This is a genomic window from Bradyrhizobium sp. CCBAU 53421 (assembly GCF_015291625.1).
Lineage (GTDB): Bacteria > Pseudomonadota > Alphaproteobacteria > Rhizobiales > Xanthobacteraceae > Bradyrhizobium.
This window is the reverse complement of record NZ_CP030047.1, coordinates 8245397-8265430: the sequence shown is the minus strand read 5'-3', so window position 1 is coordinate 8265430 and position 20034 is coordinate 8245397. Positions and strand designations below refer to the sequence as shown.

At 65.5% G+C, this 20034-nt stretch carries 7 protein-coding genes; 2 read left to right on the top strand and 5 right to left on the bottom strand.

Annotated features, from left to right (window positions below; genetic code table 11):
* Nucleotides 1-61 precede the first annotated feature (61 nt).
* Complete coding sequence (locus tag XH92_RS38290) at nt 62-12535, top strand: hypothetical protein (protein ID WP_194456658.1); 12474 nt, start codon at nt 62-64, stop codon at nt 12533-12535.
* Nucleotides 12536-12699: 164 nt separating this feature from the next.
* Here XH92_RS38290 and XH92_RS38285 read toward each other — a convergent pair whose 3' ends face one another.
* Entirely contained in the window at nt 12700-14214 is a 1515-nt protein-coding gene (locus XH92_RS38285) for an ATP-binding protein (protein WP_194456657.1), read from the bottom strand.
* Nucleotides 14215-14518: 304 nt separating this feature from the next.
* Between XH92_RS38285 and XH92_RS38280 the strand changes: the two genes are divergently transcribed.
* Nucleotides 14519-15808 (top strand): MFS transporter, encoded by a 1290-nt coding sequence (locus XH92_RS38280; protein WP_194456656.1) that lies wholly within the window; start codon nt 14519-14521, stop codon nt 15806-15808.
* A gap of 27 nt (nt 15809-15835) precedes the next feature.
* Here the strand turns inward: XH92_RS38280 and XH92_RS38275 are convergent, their stop codons facing one another.
* From XH92_RS38275 to XH92_RS38260, 4 genes are all read right to left on the bottom strand, one after another.
* Nucleotides 15836-16540 carry an alanyl-tRNA editing protein gene (locus XH92_RS38275; protein WP_194456655.1) on the bottom strand — a complete coding sequence of 235 codons (705 nt, stop codon included), beginning with the start codon at nt 16538-16540 and terminating at the stop codon, nt 15836-15838.
* Nucleotides 16541-16604: 64 nt separating this feature from the next.
* Entirely contained in the window at nt 16605-17777 is a 1173-nt protein-coding gene (locus XH92_RS38270) for an OpgC domain-containing protein (protein WP_194456654.1), read from the bottom strand.
* Nucleotides 17778-17988: 211 nt separating this feature from the next.
* A complete protein-coding gene (locus XH92_RS38265; RefSeq protein WP_194456653.1) occupies nt 17989-18603 on the bottom strand; it encodes a TetR/AcrR family transcriptional regulator in 615 nt (204 codons plus the stop codon).
* Between the two features lie 85 nt (nt 18604-18688).
* Complete coding sequence (locus tag XH92_RS38260) at nt 18689-19861, bottom strand: acyl-CoA dehydrogenase family protein (protein ID WP_194456652.1); 1173 nt, start codon at nt 19859-19861, stop codon at nt 18689-18691.
* Nucleotides 19862-20034: the final 173 nt, after the last annotated feature.

Sequence of the window (20034 nt, the reverse complement as noted above, 5' to 3'; positions counted from 1 at the left end):
CGACGGGCATCGGTGCCCGAAACCGGCAAAATGAATTTTATTCTGGCCCAGGGGCAGAGCCATGCAGACGATTTCCGGCGGCGTGACCGTTACCGTATCTTCTGGCACTGAAACCGGCGATACCGTCCTGACTGGCGGCACGCTGATCATTGATCCCGGCGCCAGCGCCGTTGGCACGCAATTGAGCGGCGGCTTCCTATTCGACTCCGGGACCACGACCGGCACGACGGTCTATAATGGCGGCCAGGAGCAGGTGGACTCCGGCGGCGTTGCATCCGGCACGACCATCTCCGCAGGCGGCGCCGAGACCGTCCTGAGCGGGGCGACGCTCGTCAGCGGCGTGGTCGACGCCGGCGGCTTTCTGGCACTGGGATTCGATCCCGGCAACGGCTCGGCCATTTTCGCCGGCGGGACCGCAAGCGGCACGGTCGTATCGGGTGGCGGTGTCAGCATCGAGTCGGGGGGGCTGGCAGTCTCGACGACCGTCACCGGCGGCGCTGGCTCCTATGGCAACGTCACGATTTCCGCGGGCGGCTCGGCGACGAACACGACGGTCGGGATTTCCGGCGGCCTGAACATTTCAAGCGGCGGCAGCGCCACAGGGACGACCTTGTCCGGTGGCTACGAGGTGATTTCGAACGGTGGTGTCGACAGCGGCGCCATGATTCTGTCCGGCGGCAGCCAGAACATCTCGAGCGGCGGTCTCAGCATTTCGGCCACGGTCTCTGGCACGAACAGTTCCGGGTTCTTCGCGGCCCAATTCGTGTCGAACGGCGGCATCGCGAGCGGCACGACGGTCGGCAGCAATGGCTTGCTGGACATCGCGGGCGGCGGCACGGTGATCGGCGAGACCGTTCTGAGCGGCGGCCACGTCACGCTTGAAAACGGCGCGCTCTTCACCGTTTCGGCCGGTCAGACGCTGCACGACGTCTTCATCAAGCAGGGCGCCATCGAAACCATTGCGTCCGGCGGTCTCGAGACCGCGCTCGGCAGCGGCGGCAACGTCGACAACGGGCAAGTCAACGTGCTGTCGGGCGGCACGCTCGACCATATGTCCGTCAACAGCGGCGGCGTCCTCGGCGTCGCCGGCACCGTCACGAGCAATCTCTTCGTCGCCAGCGGTGGCGTGGTCAACGTCTTGTCGGGCGGCCTCATCACCGGAAGCGGCGGCGGCAGCGGCGGCCTTTTCACCGGCGACAGCGGCACCATCAACGTTCTGTCCGGCGGCCAGGCCGATCATGTTGTCGTCAAGCAGGGCGGTGTGCTGAACGTCTATGGCACGACGCTGAGCAATGTCGGCATCTCGGCCGGCGCGGTCGAGACCGTCTACTCGGGGGGCCTGATCAGCGGCCAGTCCGGTTCCGGCACGGGCGTGTCGGCTGGCGCCACCTTGAACATCCTTGCCGGCGGCTCGGCCGCCTTCTTCGCCGTTTCGAGCGGCGGCACCGCGAACATCGCCGGCACCGTGCTCCGCAATCAGGCGGTCTATGGCGGCGGCATCGAGAACGTGTTGTCGGGGGGCATCGTCACCGGCTTCAGCGGCAGCGGCACCGGCATTTCCGGCGGCACCATCAACGTGATGTCGGGCGCCGAGCTCGATCATGCTGCGCTTCTCTCCGGTGGCGTGCTCAATATCAATTCCGGTGCGACTGCGCACAATTTGACGTTTTCCGGATCCGGCACCCTCAATGTGGCGGGCACCATCACGTCCAGCGCCACCGTCGTTTCGGGCGGAATCGAGAATGTGCTGTCGGGCGGCATCGACATCGGCACCACAATATCCAGCGGCGGCCAGCAGAACGTCTACGCGCATGGCACGACGTCGAACACTCAAATCCTCTCCGGTGGTGTTGTCACGATCTCCGGCGCGGGCACGGTTGACCTGAGCGGAGGAGCGACCGAATCAGGGACGGTGATTTTTGCCGGCGCCGGCGGCAAGCTTGAGCTCGACGGCACGGCCATGCCGGGCACCGTCATCTCCGGATTCGCCATCGGGGATACGATCAATCTTACGGGTGAGAGTGCCGCAAACATCACCGGCATCACCCTTAGTGCCGGCAATGTTCTGGCGGTCGCGACCAGCGACCATGGAACGCTCAATCTGCAGCTTTCGCCCGGCGACACGTTCAGCGGCACGTTCAGCAGCGCCGCCGACGGCGCGGGAACGGACATCACCTTCATTGATAGCTCGGCCATCAAGGTCAGCGCCGGCCAGACCTCGACCGGCCTTGTGATCAGCGCGGGGCAGACGCTCGACGTTCTCTCGGGCGGCGCGGCGATCGGCACCGTGCTGAGCGGCGGCACCGAGAACGTGTTCGGTACCGAGCAGAGCACAACGGTCAGCAGTGGCGGCCAGCTCAACATCGACATCGGCGGTGTCGCGCATGACTTGACCGTGTCGAGCGGCGGCACGCTCAACGTTGCGGGATCGATCACCAGCAACACGTTCCTGCTCTCCGGCAGCACCGAGAACGTCCTTGCCGGCGGCAACGCCAACGGCGTCACCGGTTCGGGCACCAGGGTATCCGGCGGCACGCTCAACGTTCTGGTCGGCGCTACGCTCGGGCATTCCACGGTCTACGCAGGCGGCACGCTCAACGTGTCCTCGGGCGGTGCGGCGTCCTTCCTTGCCGTGTCCTCGGGCGGCACCATGAACGTCGCCGGAACGGTGACAAGCCAGGTCGCGGTCTATTCGAGCGGCCTCATCGAGATCTCTTCAGGCGGCGTCGAGACGGGCGCACCCGGCAGCGGGACGAGTGTCTCGGGCGGCACAGTCAGCGTGACCGCGGGCGGTCAGTTCTCCTTCTTCACGATCAACAGTGGCGGCCTGGTCACGGTCGACAATGGCGCGACGATCCATGACCTCGGCGTCAGCAGCGGCGGTGTCCTCAACCTCGCGGGATCGCAGATCAGCAACGGGGCGATCTACTCCGGCGGCACGGAGAACATATCTTCGGGCGGCAGCGCGCAGAACTTCGCTGTATCGGGAGGCACGCTGAACGTGCTTTCTGGCGGCGACGCCGAGTTCGTCACACTGTCGGGAGGCTCGCTCAATGTTTCCTCTGGAGGCCAGTCCGAGTTCTTCACTTTGTCGTCCGGAGCCTCGGCCGCTATCGCAGCCGGCGCCACCGTTCACGATCTGACTGTATCGAGCGGGGCGACGCTCAACCTTCTCGGCACGGCTACGAGCAACGTGTTCGTTACGGGCGGCGGCACGCTGAACGTATCCGCCGGCGGCGCCGTCAACGGATCGATCAATCCGTCCGGTTTTCCCACGGTCAACGTCAACGGCACAGTGAATGCATCCTCGGGCGCCGCAGTCGGCGATGTTACCGTCAATAGCGGTGGCACCCTGAACCTGCAGGCCGGCGGATCGGCGCACGACGTCAACGTGAACAACGGTGGCCGGCTCAATCTCGCGGGAAGCACGACCAGCAACATCAACATCTTCTACAGCGGCCTGGAAACCGTTTCGTCCGGCGGCGTGGCGAACGGCACCAATGTCAACGGCGGTGAGCTCGACGTTCTTTCCGGTGGTGCGGCAAACGCCACGATAGTCAATGGCGGTCTGCTGAAGTTGTTCTCGGGCGGCTCGCTCAGTGGCGTCTCGGTCATCAATTTCGGCGCCGTCGAGCTCGTCAGCGGAGCGTCCGTTTCGCAGCTTTCCAACACGACGTTCGGTGGCGGCACCAACCTCGAGGTGGGCCCTGGCGCTGTCGTGAGCGGCTATCCGGTGAGTACCGGCCTGATCCTCGACGTGCTGTCGGGCGGCCTGACCTCCGCCATCACCCTCACGGCGAACGGGATGGAGAGCGTGCTCGCGGGCGGTACGGCCCTGGGCACCATTGTTGGTGATGCCGGCTTCCTGCAACTCGGCGTCCCGCCGTACCAGGGGCAGGGTGGTGCGGCCGGCGGAACGGCCAGCAACACGACAGTGTCGGGCGGCCAGCTCAACGTGAATTCCGGTGGTCTCGCGGTGTCCACCACGCTCGCCGCAGACGGTGCGCGTGGCGGCGGCGCGCTAGTCGCCTCGGGCGGCGTGGCATCGGCAACAACGATCTCCAGCTCCGCGGGCATGACCGTGCTGAGCGGCGGCACGGCGACCAGCACGACCGTGCTGAGCGGCGGCTACTTCCAGCTCGGCGAGGGACCGTTCAACGGCATTCCCGGATCGGCCGGTGGCAGTGCGACGGGCACGATCCTGTCTGGCGGATTCGAGGCCATCTCCAGAGGTGGCGTCGATTCCGGCGCCACGATTCTGTCTGGTGGCAACCAGGTGCTCTTGGTCGGCGGCCTCAGCATCGGCGCGAAGGTCTCCAGCGGCGGTTTGCTGACAGCCATGAATCTCGGCGCAACGTCGAACACGCAGGTCTCGTCGGGCGGCCTGGTCATGATCTCGGCCGGTGGCATCGTCGATCTGAATGGCGGATCGACCGAAAGCGGGACGGTGATCTTCTCCGGCGTCGGCGGCAAGCTCGAGATCGACGGGATTTCGATGCCGACGACGGTCGTCAACGGCCTGGCCATCGGAGACACCATCGATCTGACCGGCGTCAGCATGTCGGAGATCACCAGCGTCGGCCTCGGCGCCGGCAACGTGCTGAAGATCGCGACCAACGATCACGGCACGCTCAGCATTCAGCTCGATCCGGGCCAGAGCTTTGTCAACCAGTTCGGCCGTAGCGCAGATGGCAGCGGCACCGACATCTACCTTGTCAGCAACGGTGTCGGAAATATCACCGTGAGCAACGGCCAGACCAGCACGGGTCTGGTGATCAGCAATGGTCAGACGCTGACGGTGCAGGCCGGCGGCACGGTGAACAACACCATCATCGACGGTGGCGTCGAGAACGACAGTGGCACGGCGATAAACACCATTGTTTCCGCTGGCTCCGAGGTGGTCTATTCCGGCGGCGTGACGTCGAGCGCGACCGTCGAGACAGGCGGTAGCATATATCTGTCTGGCGGCAGCGCCTTCAGTGCAACCGTCGCTTCTGCCGGCTACGTCGAGATCGATGGCGGGAGCGCAACCAGCACCACGATTCTGTCCGGCGGCTTCGAAGCCGTGAAGAGCGGCGGCCTCGAATCCGGCGCCGCGATCCTGGCTGGCAACGCGTCCGTTTCGGCAGGCGGCGTCAGCATTTCCGCGCAGATCGCCGGATCCAACAACAGCAGCTACGGTGTATTGACGGTTTCTTCCGGTGGAGCGGCTTCGCAAACCCAGGTTGGCAGCTTCGGCGGCCTCACCGTGCTCGGCGGCGGCACCGCGACAGGGACCGTCGTGTCCAGCCAGGGGTTCCTTGACCTCGGTTTGACGCCCTTTGGCAGCAATGCCGGCTCGGCCGGCGGCAGCGCTACGGGAACGATTCTGTCCGGCGGCTACGAGTCCATCATAAGCGGCGGCGTGGATACCGGCGCCCAGATTCTGTCTGGCTCCGACCAGAACGTCCTCGCCGGGGGCCAAAGCATCTCGGCAACCGTATCGGGCGCAAACTCTCCCGGACTGCTGGCGATATTGACGGTTTCGGGCGGCGTTGCCCTCAATCCTACGATCGGAAGCGGCGGGCAATTGGCGATCTTCGCCGGTGGTACCGTTTCGGGCGAAAACATTCTCAGTGGCGGCAGCATCTTCGTCGGTAGCGGCGGCACCTACACCGTGTCCTCCAGCGCCCTTCCGGGGCACGACATATCCGTTTCAAGCGGCGGTTCGCTGATCGTGGACGGCACGACGCTCAGCCATGTCTTCATCGGTTCCGGCGGGACCGAGACCGTTTCCTCTGGCGGTTATGCGACAGGCAACGCCAGCAATTTCACCGGCGATAACGGCACCATCAATATTCTGTCCGGTGGCAAGGCCGACCATATCCTGGTGAGCAGCGGCGGTGTCCTGAACGTCATGTCGGGCGCGCTGATCAGCGGCGGCACGGGTAACGGGACAGGTGTATCTGCTGGCGGTGTGGTGAATATCTCGGCCGGCGGCTCGGCCACCAATATCGGCGTATCGAGCGGGGCGATCGTCAATATTGCCGGCACGATGCTCCACAACATGGCTGTTTACGGCGGCGGTACCGCGAACGTCTTGTCCGGCGGCGTCGTCACCGGCATCCCCGGCAGCGGTACGGGTATTTCGGGCGGCACGGTCAACGTCAGTTCCGGCGCCGAGTTCGACCATGCCGCGCTGCTTTCCGGTGGTGTGCTCAACATTTCTGCCGGGGCTTCGGCACACAACCTCACCTTCTCCGGATCCGGTACGCTCAATGTGGCCGGTACGACCACATCCAGCGTCACCGTTGTATCTGGCGGCATCGAGAATGTGCTGTCCGGCGGTGTCGACATCGGTACCACCGTGTCCAGCGGCGGCACCGAGATCGTGTTCTCCCACGGCACCACATCGAACACGCAACTCATGGCTGGTGGCGTGCTGACGATTTCCGGCGGCACGGCCGATCTCGGCGGCGGCGCCGCGGAAGCCGGATCGGTGGTATTTGTCGGCCCCAACGGCAAGCTCGAGATCGATGGCACGGCGATGCCGACCACGGTCATCTCCGGGTTTTCCGTCACGGACACCATCAATCTGACCGGCGTGAGCATGTCGGAGATCACGAGTGTCGGTCTTGGCGCTGGCAATGTCCTGGATGTTGCAACCAACGACCACGGCACGCTGGCGATCCAGCTTAATCCAAGCCAAACCTTTAGCGGTCTCCAGTTTGGCAGCGCCGCTGACGGTGGCGGCACCGATATCTTCCTGGTCACCAGCAGTGGAGGTACCAGCGGCACCAACATCGTTGTGAGCAATGGCCAGGTCAGCGCGGGCCTGGTGATCAGCAGCGGCCAAACCTTGACCGTGCAGTCTGGCGGCACCGCACTGAACATGGTGCTTCAAGGCGGTATCGAGATCGACAGCGGAACGGCGATCAGCACGATCGTCTCGAGTGGTGGCCAGTTGCAGGTCTCGTCCGGCGGCGATGCGACGAGCACGACTGTGTTGAACGGCGGCAAGGCGACGGTGCTTTCGGGCGGCCTCGCCGACAATTTGTCTGTCTCCAGCGGCGGCACGCTCAATGTGCTTGGCACCGTCCAGAGCCTGACGACGGTGTTCGCGGGCGGCACCGAAAACGTCTCTTCGGGTGGTGTGATCACCGGGACGACCGGCTCGGGAACCAATATTTCCGGTGGCACCGTGAACCTGCTCGCGGGCGGTTCGGCGGCGTTCGTCGGCGTGTCTAGCGGCGGCGTCTTCAACGTTGCGGGCACGGTGCTCAGCTATGGGGCCGTGTATGGCGGCGGTGTTGAAAACGTTCTCTCGGGTGGCGTCGTCACCGGCGTGACCGGATCCGGGACCGGCGTATCCGGGGGCACGGTCAACGTCCTCGCGGGCGGCGCGCTGGATCACCTGACGGTTTCGAGTGGCACGCTGAATGTCTCCGCCGGCGGCACGGCTCACCACGTGACCGTGTCGAGCGGCGGCACCATGAATGTGGCGGGCACGATCACCAGCAACGTGACCGTTTCTGCCGGCGGCGTTGAAAATATCCTCTCGGGTGGCGTTGTCAGCGGCGCGACAGGATCGGGGACGGCCATTTCTGGCGGTACCCTCAACGTGCTCGCGGGCGGTTCACTCGCTCACGTGACGGCCTGGAGCGGTGGCGTCCTGAACGTGTCCGCCGGTGGTACGGCGTACAACATCTCGGTGTCGAGTGGCGGCACCATGAATGTTGCTGGCACGATTCTCAGCAACACGCTGGTCATGGACACCGGCGTGGAGAACGTGCTGTCCGGCGGGTTCATCTCCGGAGCATCGAGTGCGGCGACGGTCATTTCCGCCGGCGGCACTGTGAACGTCCTGGCCGGTGGTTCGGCCGCGCACGTCGGCGTGTCGAGCGGCGGCATCTTCAATGTCGCAGGCAAGGTACTGAGCAATACCGGTGTCTACGCCGGCGGCGTCGAGAACGTGTTGTCCGGTGGATCGATCTCGGGAGCGAGCGGATCCGGCACCGGAATTTCGGGCGGTACGTTGAACCTGTCGGCCGGCGCCACGGCCGCCTTTGTCGGCGTGTCGAGCGGCGGCATCTTCAATGTCGCGGGCAATGTGCTGAGCAATGTCACCGTCAACAACGGCGGCGTCGAGAACGTGCTGTCCGGCGGGTCCATCTCCGGGGCCATCAGCTCCGGCACGGGTGTTAACTCCGGCGGCATATTGAACATCCTGGCTGGAGGCTCAGCGTCGTATGTCGCCGTTTCGAGCGGCGGCACGTTCAACGTGTCGGGCACCGTGCTCAGCCGCGTGGGCGTTTATGCCGGCGGTGTTGAGAATGTCTTCTCAGGTGGTGTCGTCACGGGGGCTGTCGGCTCCGGGACCGCCATCTCCGGCGGCACGGTCAACGTCTTTTCAGGCGGCGCGCTGGATCACCTGACCGTTTCCAGCGGCGGCGTGCTCAACGTTGCTTCCGGAGGCACGGCGCACGACATCGCGGTGTCGAGCGGTGGCACGTTCAATCTTGCCGGCACGACGACAAGCAACGTCTTCGTGTTCGCCGGAGGTAATGAACTTGTATCCTCGGGCGGCTCCACGGGACCGGTCACAATCTCCGGCGGCCTGGTCGAATTGCAGGCGGGAAGCACCGCCAGCGGCGGCATCACCTTCAGCGGGTCCGGCGGACAGTTGAAGATCGACGGCACGTCGTTGGCCGGCACGACCATCAGCAGTCTGGTGCTGGGCGACAGCATCGATCTGGCTGGCCTCAATTTCGTCTCGGGCGGCTCGGCGACCTTGCTGGCCGGCAACATCCTGCATGTCACCGAGGGAGCTTCCTCCTTCGATCTGCAGCTTGATGCGACGCCTGGCGTGCGCTTCAGCGTCAGCGCGGATTCCGGCACCGGCACGCTGGTCACGACGCGGGCCGACGTCGCGCCGGTGACGTCAGCGCCCAATGTCACGGCAGTTCGTGGCGAGAGCTCTGCGCTCGCGTCCACCCTGTTCAGTGTGGCGGACGCCGATGGCGATCCCATCACCCAATATGCGTTCTGGGACACCCAAGGTAACGGACACTGGGTCGTCAACGGCGTCGTCCAGCCCACCAACGCCGAGATCGATGTTGCGGCGGCGAATCTGTCGCAGGTGAGCTACGTCTTCGGTCCAAGCGGATCGACTGACACGCTTTACGTTCGGGCCAATGACGGCACGGCTTGGAGCAGCTGGACTGCATTCACGGCCAAGGCATTCGCCGACACCGCGCCGACCGTGAACGCAGTCAACGTGACTGCGGCGCACGGCCAGACGTCGATTGCCGCATCGAGCCTGTTCACGGTGAGCGATCCGGACGGCGACACGATGACCCAGTATGCGCTCTGGGACACCGGAGGAAGCGGTCATTGGGTGGTGAACGGTGTGGCGCAGGCCGCCAACACCGAGATCGATATTACGGCGGCGCAGCTGTCGCAGACGAGCTACGTCTTCGGGCCCACAGGGTCAGCGCCCGATACGTTGTACATCAAGGCGAACGACGGAACGTTGTGGGGAGGCTGGACCGCATTCACGGCAACGCCAGGATCCGATCACGCTCCGGTTGTGACGGCGCAGAACGTAACAGCCAATCACGGGCAGACGTCGGTGCTCGCCTCGAGCCTGTTCTCGGTCTCCGATGCCGAGAACGATGCGATCACCCAGTACGCGTTCTGGGACACCGGCGGCAACGGCCACTTTGTGGTCAATGGTGTCGCCCAGGCAGCCAATGTTGAAATCGACGTTTCCGCGGCGAACCTGTCGCAGGTGAGTTATGTGTTCGGCCCCGGCGGTTCTCCGGCCGACACGCTCTACGTGCGGGCCAATGACGGGATGCTGTGGGGAGGCTGGACCGCGTTCACGGCAACCCCGGGACCCGATCAGGCTCCGGTGGTGACGGCACAGAACGTGACCGCCAATCACGGCCAGACGTCGGCGCTCGCTTCGAGCCTGTTCTCGGTCAGCGATGCCGAGAACGATGCGATCACCCAGTACGCGTTCTGGGACACCGGCGGCAACGGTCACTGGGTGGTGAACGGCGTCGCCCAGGCCGCCAATGTCGAGATCGATGTTGCGGCGGCGAACCTGTCGCAGGTCAGCTACGTGTTCGGTCCCGGCGGCTCGACACCGGATACGCTCTACGTGCGGGCCAACGACGGACAGAAGTGGAGCACCTGGACCGCGTTCACGGCAACACCGGGGGTCGATACGGCTCCGGTGGTGACGGCGCAGAACGTGACCGCCAATCACGGCCAGACATCGGCGCTCGCCTCGACCCTGTTCTCGGTCTCGGATGCCGAGAACGATGCGATCACCCAGTACGCGTTCTGGGACACCGGCGGCAGCGGCCACTGGGTCGTCAATGGCGTCGCCCAAGCGGCCAATGTCGAGATCGACGTTGCGGCGGCGAACCTGTCGCAGGTCAGCTACGTGTTCGGTCCCGGCGGCTCGACGCCCGATACGCTTTATGTGCGGGCCAACGACGGATCGAAGTGGAGCACCTGGGCCGCGTTCACGGCAGGGCCGGGGGTCGATACGGCCCCGGTGGTGACGGCGCAGAACGTGACCGCCAATCACGGCCAGTTCTCGGCGCTCGCCTCGAGCCTGTTCTCGGTCAGCGATGCCGAGAACGATGCGATCACCCAGTACGCGTTCTGGGACACCGGCGGCAACGGTCACTGGGTGGTCAATGGCGTCGCTCAGGCCGCCAATGTCGAGATCGATGTTGCGGCGGCGAACCTGTCGCAGGTCAGCTACGTGTTCGGTCCCGGCGGCTCGACGCCGGATACGCTCTACGTGCGGGCCAACGACGGATCGAAGTGGAGCACCTGGACCGCATTCACGGCAACCCCGGGTCCCGACACCGCTCCGGTGGTGACGGCGCAGAACGTGACCGCCAATCACGGCCAGTTCTCGGCGCTCGCCTCGAGCCTGTTCTCGGTCTCCGACGCCGACAATGATGCGATCACCCAGTACGCGTTCTGGGACACCGGCGGCAACGGTCACTTTGTGGTCAACGGCGTCGCCCAGGCAGCCAACGTCGAGATCGATGTCTCGGCGGCGAACCTGTCGCAGGTCAGCTACGTATACGGGCCGGGCGGCTCGACACCGGATACGCTCTACGTGCGGGCCAACGACGGATCGAAGTGGAGCACCTGGGCCGCGTTCACGGCGACCCCGGGACCCGATCAGGCTCCGGTGGTGACGGCGCAGAACGTGGCAGCGGTTCACGGCCAGTTCTCGACGCTCGCCTCGAGCCTGTTCTCGGTCTCCGATGCCGAGAACGATGCGATCACCCAGTATGCGTTCTGGGACACCGGCGGCAACGGCCACTTCGTGGTCAACGGCGTCGTCCAGGCGGCCAACGTCGAGATCGATGTCTCGGCGGCGAACCTGTCGCAGGTCAGCTACGTGTTCGGTCCCGGCGGCTCGCCGGCCGACACGCTCTACGTGCGGGCCAACGACGGATCGAAGTGGGGCGCCTGGGCCGCATTCACGGCAACGCCAGGCCCCGATACGGCTCCGGTCGTGACGGCGCAGAACGTCTCCGCAATCCACGACCATTCGGTCGCGGCCTCGAGCCTGTTCTCGGTGTCGGACGCCGACAACGATGCGATCACCCAGTATGCGTTCTGGGACACCGGCGGCAACGGCCACTTCGTGGTCAACGGCGTCGTCCAGGCCGCCAACACCGAGATCGACGTCGCGGCGGCGAACCTCTCGCAGGTCAGCTACGTGTTCGGGCCCGGCGGCTCGCCGTCGGACACGCTCTACGTGCGGGCCAACGACGGCAGCGAGTGGAGCAGCTGGAAGGCCTTCACGGCCACCGCAACCAACCAGGCGCCGACGGTCGCGGTCGCCAACGTCGTGACGGTGTCGGGGCAGAGCTTTGCTGCTGCGAACCTCGTCACGGCGACGGACGCCGACGGCGATGCCATCACGAAGTATGCGCTGTGGGATTCCAACACCAACGGGCGCTGGAACGTCGGCGGCATCAACGAGCCGGCCAATACCGAGATCGACATCACCGCGGCGCAGCTCTCCCAGGCGACCTATCAGGCCGGCTCGGGCACCGACCAGCTCTGGATCCGGGCCTATGACGGCACTGCGTGGGGCGCCTGGCAGTCGTTCAATGTCACCGGACAGAGCCCGAGCGGCGCCACCATCGTCCCGGGCGGCACCCTCGAACTGACCGGGGCCTCGAATGCCGCCGTGACGTTCCAGGGCTCGACGGGGACGCTGAAGCTCGACAATTCCGCGAGCTTTGCCGGCACCGTCGCCGGGATGACCGGCTCGGACGCGATCGATTTCGCCAACATCAGCTTCGCGAACGTTCAGACCCCGAGCTTCAGCGGCAACGCATCGGGCGGAACGCTCACGGTGACGGACGGCACCGTCACGGCGAGCATCGCGCTGCTCGGCAACTACATGGCCTCGACATTCACGACCTCGAGCGACGGCCATGGCGGTACCCTGGTCGTCGATCCGCCGGCGACCCAGATCAGCCAGCTCGCGCAGCCGCAGCATGCGTGAGGCCTGACGATGCGGCATGCGTGGGCCTGTCGCGGGCCCACCTGCAGCCGGATCGCTCATAACCGGCAGAAACAAAAAAGGCCCGCCTTGCGGCGGGCCTTTTCGTGTCGTGCGACGCTTGCTTGATTCTGGGTAAGACCGAGCGCTTCGCGCTCAGCGCCCGATCACGGTGCCGAGCTGCTGGCTGCTTCCGCCGGCACCTCGTCGGCATTCGGGTCGGCCGCGGCGGTGGCCCAGGCGAGCTCGACGAGTGTCACGATCCGCCGGCCCGCCCCGTCGAGCTGGCAGACGATCAGGCCCTGCTCCTCGATGTAGGTCAAAAGATGCCGGGCGCGGCGCAGCGAGTGCGTGCCATAGGCGCGGGCGATCGCGGCGTCGCTCGGACAGGGCCAGCCTTCCTTCGCGGCGCGGGCGATCATCATGAAGACGCCCTGCATGTCCTCGGGCAGGATGGCCGCGCGCAGCGAGACGTCCTGCCACGCGTCGTCCTCCGCCATCTCGGTGCCGAGGCCAGCGCGGGCGCGCGTCAGCATGCGGCGGAAATCGGTCAGCTCCGGCACGACGGCGCCGAGACCCTCGATGCGGCAGCGGACCACGAACTCCTGATAGAGCACGCCGATAGCGCGGAAGCCGGCGTCGGGCTCGGCGAGGATGGCACGCAGGATGCGATCCAGCCGCTCACGCCGCTCGGCCAGCTGCTCGGCGCTCGGCGGCGGCTCCGTGGTTTCGGGATCCTGCTCCGGTGCCGTCGGCTTGGCGGCCATCAGCTGGCTGAGCAGGTCGGGCGGCGGTGCCCGGCGCGGCGGCCTGGCCGCTGTTTCGGGCGGCGGGGCTGCGAGGATGATGGCGCGTGCGTCTTCCAGCGCCGCTTCAGGCAGCGGCATCAGCCGCGGCGCCGCATTGCGCGGTTGCGTGTCGGTCGGACCGATGCGGAGGCCGAGCGGACGGCGGGAGAGCGCGGGTCCCAGCGCCATGAATTGCCCGCGCTCCAGGTCGCGGAACGCCTCCGCCTGCCGCCGCTCCATGCCGAGCAGGTCGGCGGCGCGCGCCATGTCGATGTCCAGGAAGGTCCGGCCCATCAGGAAGTTGGACGCTTCGGCCGCGACATTCTTGGCGAGCTTCGCCAGCCGCTGGGTCGCGATGATCCCGGCAAGCCCGCGCTTGCGGCCGCGGCACATCAGGTTGGTCATCGCGCCGAGCGAGAGCTTGCGCGCTTCGTCTGACACTTCGCCTGCGATCGCCGGCGCGAACAGCTGCGCTTCGTCCACCACCACCAGCATCGGATACCAGTGGTCGCGGGGCACCTCGAACATGCCGCCGAGGAAGGCCGCGGCGCGCCGCATCTGGTTCTCGGCGTCGAGCCCCTCGAGATTGAGCACGGTGGAGACACGATGGATGCGCACGCGCTCGCCGGCGACCTGCAGGCTGCGCTCGGTATGGTCCTCGGCATCGATGACGAGGTGGCCGAATCGCTCGGCCAGGGTCACGAAGTCACCCTCGGGATCGATGATGGTCTGCTGCACCCATGGCGCGCTTTGTTCCAGCAGCCGGCGCAGCAGATGGGATTTGCCGGAACCCGAATTGCCTTGCACCAGGAGGCGCGTGGCCAATAGCTCCTCGAGGTCGATGGCCGCCGAAGCGCCGGCCGTCGTCTGTCCCATCTCGATCGCTACCGTCATGTCCCGACTCAAATCATCCTTGCGGGACGCGGCTTAACAAGCCGATCGCGCCCCGTCGAGCGAACCGCGGCATGATCCCCAGGCGCGACCGGGATGTGGATGATCCGGGCGCGATTTTCAGCGAAAGCGGCAGCCCGGCCGCTTGTCCCGGACGCGATCTTCGAGCGCGCTTGCGTCGCGCGGTGACGCCGATGTGAATGGCGCCGCCATTCTCATGCCGGATACCTCCGTCCCGTTTGCCGCTGGTGTCTCCTCGCATAAACCTCGTCATAGTCCGCAGCACAAAAGAAACGTGCGAGGAAACATGACTGAGAGCATCGTTGATGCCGTTGGGGCGCCGGTCACGGCGTCTGCAGCGGTGTCGCCGCGAAAAGTGTTTTGGGCGACCTGGTTCGGCTGGATGCTCGATGGTTTCGATTCCTCGATGTACGGCTACATCCTGGTCAGCGCGCTGAGCGAGCTGTTGCCCGCCAGTGGCATCGAGCCGAGCAAGGCCAATATCGCCATCTATGGCGGGCTCCTGTTCTCGATCTTCATGCTGGGCTGGGCCTGCTCGATGGTCTGGGGCTGGGCCGCGGACCGTTACGGGCGCGTCAGGATCATGTGCTGGACTGTGCTGGTCTACTCGCTGTTCACCGCGCTGTGCGGACTTGCGACCGGGATCGTGATGTTCGCATTGTTTCGCTTCGTCGCCGGCTTCGGCATTGGCGGCGAGTGGGCCGCGGGCACGCCGCTGCTGCAGGAATCCGTGCCCGAGAATACGCGGGTGCGGCTCGCCGGATGGCTGCACACGGCCACGCCGACCGGGCTGTTCCTCGCCGCCGCCGTCACGCTTGCGATCGGCAGCACGCTCGGCTGGCGTGGCATGTTCCTGCTCGGCATCCTGCCGGCGCTGCTGATTGCGTATCTGCGCAGCAACATTCCCGAACCCGAGCACAGTGCGTCGCGCGAGCGGCCGTCGGTCGCGGCCTTGTTTGCGGGAGATCAGGCGCGCACCACCTGGGCGGCCGCGCTGATGATGGCCTGCATCATCTTCGGACTGTGGTCGTCGAACTTCTGGGCGCCCACCGTGATTTCAACCAAGCTGGTCGCGGCGGGCGCGACGCCTGCGCATGCGCAGGAGATGGGAGCTGTGGCCGGGCTGATCACCAATGTCGGCACGCTGATCGGCTGCTTCCTGGTGCCGTGGCTCACCGGCTGGCTCGGCAGCCGGCGCCGCACCGCGGTGCTGTTCTTCATCGGCGGGCTGATCTCCGTCGTGGTCTGCTATGAAGTCGCGATCGAATGGCTCGACAGTCTGGTGCTGTTCATGGCGCTGCTGCCGGTGCTCGGCTTCTTCACCAATGGGGTGTTCGGCTTGTTCACGATCTGGCTGCCGGAGATGTTTCCATCCGCGCTGCGCGGCTCGGGCTCCGGCTTCGCCTTCAGCATGGGCCGCGTGCTCGGCGCTGCCGGCCCGACGCTGATCGGTGCGCTCGCCGCCCGCACCGGAAGTTTCCCGCTGGCGATCTCGATGTTGTCGCTGATCTATGTGATCGGCCTGCCGCTGATTCGGCTGGCGCCGGAGACCGCAGGAAAGCCGCTGGCGAAATAGCCAGCGCAGGCGGCTTGCGAATGCCGGTCAGACCGCGACCTTGATCCTGCGGTTCTGGCGGCCCTTGTTGTCGATCTTGACGATGCGGGCAGGGCGAGCCTGCCCGGTCGACGCCAGATGGGTGCCGCCGCAGGCCTGCCGGTCGAGGCCTGAGATCTCGACGATCCGGACAAGGCCGTCTTCGCCGACCGGCGGGGCGACGGCCTTGCTGCGAAACAGTCCTGGGATGGCATGCGCTTCGGCATGCGCCATGAAGGCCGCGCTCACCGGAAGGTCCTGCCGGATGATGTCGTTCAGCGGCGCCTCAAGCGCCCGCAGGGCCTCGTTGTCGGCGCCGGGCAGATCGAAGTCGACCCGGAAGGTGCCGTCGGCATTGAGTTGCGCCCCGGTCAGCAGCGCGCCGCCGAACTGCGTATAGACCAGCGCGTTGACGACATGGGCGAGCGTGTGCAGCTCGCACATCAACGCGCGAAATGCCGGCTCGACTTCGAGCACGACCTTGCCGGAGATCAGGCTGTCGCCCGGGACCATGTGCCAGAGGCCGCGTTGGTCACGTGCAAGGCCCGTCACCGGCAGCACACCGCCGGACCATCTCAGAACCCCGCGGTCGGCAAGCTGTCCGCCGCCGCCCGGGAAGAACGGCGAGCGTTCAAGCAGAATGGCTCCGGGCCGTGCGTCGAGCACCTCGGCTTCCAGTTGCAGGATATCGGCGTGGTCTTGCGTAAAGGACATTCCGCTACTCTAGCGCATCCGCATCGTCGCTGACCACCAGCGCTACCCTTCGCGCGCCGATCGGCTATTCCGCCGGCTTCGCGGCCACCGTCGCCTGTCCGGCCACGGGCTTCTTCGCCGGCGCCTTGTCGACCTTCTTCGACCAGGAGCGGTAATAGGCGAGCACGGTCATCAGCACGATGCCGACCACGCTGACCACGATCTGCATCCAGAGGCTGCCGGAGACTTCGACCAGCACCACATGCGCGACCACGGCAAGGAAGACACCCGAGCAGAACACCTCGAGCGACTGCTGGCCGCATTTGATGATCGGCTGGAACAGCGGCCATTCATATCCGGGCCATTCGCGCGGCAGGAAGCGCGTGACGAAGAAGGCCAGGACCACGAAATGCAGCACGCGATACGGCGCGAGGTTGGTCTTGTCGTTGGGATTGAAGGCGTCATAGAGCCAGGCCGGCATCGCCTGGCCCAGTTCCGGGAAGCGGCCCGCCAACGTCATGACCAGCGCGAACAGCAGATAGGCGCCGCCGAGCCAGAGGAAGGCGCGCGAGCGGATGAAGGTGATCGATTCGCTGGCGCCGCCGAGCGCGAACCAGCCGCCGAATACGAACAGGAATTGCCAGCAGAACGGATTGAAGTACCAGGAGCCGCCCGGATAGGCCGGCAGATTCCAGCCGAACCGGCGTGCGGCGAGATAGAGCAGGAACGAGGCCAGCAGCGTCAGATTGAGCTTGCGCAGCATTGCCCACAGCACCACCGGATACACCAGCATCAGCGCGATGTAGAGCGGCAGCACGTCCATGTTGACCGGCTTGAACGCCAGGATCAGGCCCTGATAGAGCGTCTCCGCCGGGTTCTGCATGAAGCCCGCGACGTTGAATTCATTCTGCAGGTTGGGATCGTGATAGCGCTGCGCGAGATAGCCGATCTCGGCGATGTAGATCACGAACAGCAGGACATGCGCGACGTAGATCTGCCAGGCCCGCTTGATCAGCCGGGTGGCGCCGATCACGGTGCCGCGCTCGAGCATCATCCGCGCATAGACAAAGGACGCAGTGTAGCCGGAGATGAACACGAACAGATCGGCGGCGTCGCTGAAGCCGAAATTCTTCTGCGTGATCCAGTTCACGGCGTTGTTCGGGATGTGATCGAGATAGATCGCCCAGTTGGCGAAGCCGCGCAGCAGATCGAGGCGATAGTCGCGACCACGCGGCGGCAGAACAGCCTTGACGTCCATCGGTTCGCTCCCATCCCAGTGCCCGCGCGTCCTGCCGCGGGTCGCCCACCGCGTCATACTAGAACATGATCTCGACGGTTGTGTATTGGTTTTCCGGAAAGGATCGTCTCAACGAGAGGTCAAACAGCGCTGGATTTGGATCAAATCATTCGCGGCGCGAACCGCTCTCCGGCAGACAGTGCGTAGGATGGGTAGAGCTGGGACCGGGCAGCTAACGCTGCACGAATCCGTTGTGCAGCGTGGTGAACAGCGTCTTGCCCTTCTTCACCAGATCGTATTTGCGGCCGTAGAGCAGCCAGACCGCCGTCAGGTGGCACATGCCGCCCATCATCAGCGACATCGCGGTGTAGGGATCGAGGTTTCGGCGATAGATGCCGGCGCGGCTCGCCTGCTTGATCAGCTGCACGTAGCGCAGCGCATATTTGTCGACCGCTTTCTTGACGCGCGGCTCGGCGGCAAGGACGCTCGGCCAGATCTCCAGGAAGAACACGCGACCCCAGCTCGGGTTGTCCTTGATGTACTGGAAGTTGGTCAGGAAGATGATGCGAAGCTGCTCGACGGGATCGCCTCCCTTCACCAGCAGCGGCTCGGTCTTCTGATACAGCGCTTCGAAATTGCCCTCGGGCACGTCGAGCACCAGCGCACGCTTGTCCGCGAAATAGTCGTAGATGCTGGAGAGCGGTACTTTCGCCACGGTCGCGACCTCGGTGAGCGAGGTGCCGTCGATGCCCTTCTGGCCGAACAGCTTGGTCGCTGCCGAGAGGATCTGCTCGCGCCGATCGCGGCTGCGTTGTTGCTTGAGCTTGAGCGTCGTCCCCGAAGCCACTTCCTTCTCCCGTCCCGAAAAAACAGTAAGGCCGCCGAAGTGGATCACCAAGAACTATTGCAACATAAAGTGGAAGACGCCGTTGTCAGATTGGTGCGTTCCGCCGTTCATGGTTGCGGAACGCATTGCGGGCGATGATCTGTCGCATGATCTCCGATGTGCCATCCAGAATGCGGACCACCCGCGTCTCGCGCCAGATGCGCTCGATCGGCAGGTCCCTGGAATAACCGGCACCACCGAACAGCTGCATGGTCATGTCGGCCACCCGCTGCACCATGTCGGCGCCGGTATATTTGGAGAGTGCCGCGGCGGCGGTGCGGGCGGCGGCGTCGCTTTGGTCGTAGCGCCAGGCCGCCTCATAGGCGACGAGGCGCGCGGCATGCAGCGCGCTCGCCATGTCGGCGATTTGCCATTCGATGCCCTGGTGGTCGCGCAGCTTGCGTCCGAACGTCTCGCGCTCCGAGACATGATCGAGCGCGTAGTCCATGAGCTGGCTCGCCGCGCCGACGCAATAGGCGCCCCAATGCGTGCGCCCGGCATCCAGGCACCGCATCGCAATGGCGAATCCCTCGTCCTCCTGGCCGAGCAGGTTCTCGCGCGGAACGCGGCAGCCTTCGAAGAGCACCTCGGCATGCGCTGAGCCGCGGCCGGCGGCCATCTCGACCAGACGGCCGATAGCGAGACCCGGCGTCTTCGCGTCGACGACAAAGGCCGCAATCCCGTTTGCGCCCGCCGACGGGTCGAGCGTGGCAAACACTGTGAACACGCCGGCGACCGGCGCGTTGGTGATGTAGGTCTTGCGGCCGTCGAGCACGTAATGATCGCCGTCCCGTCGCGCCCGGGTCTGGATGCGGGCGGCATCCGATCCTGCGTCCGGCTCGGTCAGCGCGAAGGCGCCGATGATCCGTCCGCTGGCGAGCTCCGGCAGCCAACGGTCACGCACAGCGGGCTGCGCGAAGAACTCGATCGCCTTCGATCCGATATGAACGTTCACCCCGCACAGATAGTAGAATGCGGTATGCGCCTTCGCGAGTTCCTCGATCGCGAGACAGCTGCCGAGCATGGAGAGGCCCAGCCCGCCGAATTGCTTCGGCGTGTTGGTGCCGAACAATCCCATCCTGCGCAGGCCGGCCATGGCGCTCTCCGGCACGGCGCCGGTTGCCTCGATCGCGGCATCATGGGGCTTGAGCTCGCTGCGCACGAAGTCGCGTACCCGGCCTTGCAGTATGCGGAGATCGTCGGGAAGCTGGAAGTGCATGGTTCACAAAAATCCGAAGAATCTTCGAAAAAGGTGCGCCGGCATCCCTGCGATGTCAAGCTATCGCCCGAGCGCCGGAGAACGAGGCGGAGTTCGCAGGATGGCGGGCAAGGCCGGCCGGGAAGGCCTGAATTTTTCTCCCGGCGTCCTCCGCCGCAAGTTTGTCCATTTCT

Excerpts from the sequence above, each read along its gene's own strand:
- XH92_RS38290 (WP_194456658.1), top strand. The coding sequence starts at position 62 with ATGCAGACGATTTCCGGCGGCGTGACCGTTACCGTATCTTCTGGCACT.
- XH92_RS38285 (WP_194456657.1), bottom strand. The coding sequence starts at position 14,214 with ATGACGGTAGCGATCGAGATGGGACAGACGACGGCCGGCGCTTCGGCG.
- XH92_RS38280 (WP_194456656.1), top strand. The coding sequence starts at position 14,519 with ATGACTGAGAGCATCGTTGATGCCGTTGGGGCGCCGGTCACGGCGTCT.
- XH92_RS38275 (WP_194456655.1), bottom strand. The coding sequence starts at position 16,540 with ATGTCCTTTACGCAAGACCACGCCGATATCCTGCAACTGGAAGCCGAG.
- XH92_RS38270 (WP_194456654.1), bottom strand. The coding sequence starts at position 17,777 with ATGGACGTCAAGGCTGTTCTGCCGCCGCGTGGTCGCGACTATCGCCTC.
- XH92_RS38260 (WP_194456652.1), bottom strand. The coding sequence starts at position 19,861 with ATGCACTTCCAGCTTCCCGACGATCTCCGCATACTGCAAGGCCGGGTA.